General features: G+C 64.4%; 1 protein-coding gene. It reads right to left on the reverse strand.

What is annotated here, in order from left to right; all coding sequences use genetic code 11:
- The coding region (gene lepB / locus AC5RWX_RS34585; protein ID WP_494100612.1) for a signal peptidase I at positions 1 to 288 on the reverse strand (288 nt) is incomplete at its 3' end.
- Between the last annotated feature and the right edge of the window lies 1 nt (position 289).

Genomic DNA, 289 nt, shown 5'->3' on the forward strand with positions numbered 1-289 from the left:
ATCCCCGAGCACAAAAACGCTTCCGGCGGGCACCTTTTCAGGTCCAAAGTATGTTGCGTCGATGCGGCTGTGGTCGATGAAGGGCTCTGGTACGGCGACGTCGTCGACGTACAGTTTCGCGTCGCGGATAGCAACGGTTTGCCCCTCCCGTGCGACGACCCGCTTGATGGCTGTGTGGCCGTCAGCGGGGCTGGTGAAAGCGACCACTACGCCACTCTGAATCCAGCCGGCCGCCGCGGCCGGCTTGTACAGGAGGACGACGCCGCCCGACGGGATGGTCGGCTCCATG

The sequence above is a fragment of the Arthrobacter sp. SPT-J7 genome (genome assembly GCF_059089965.1).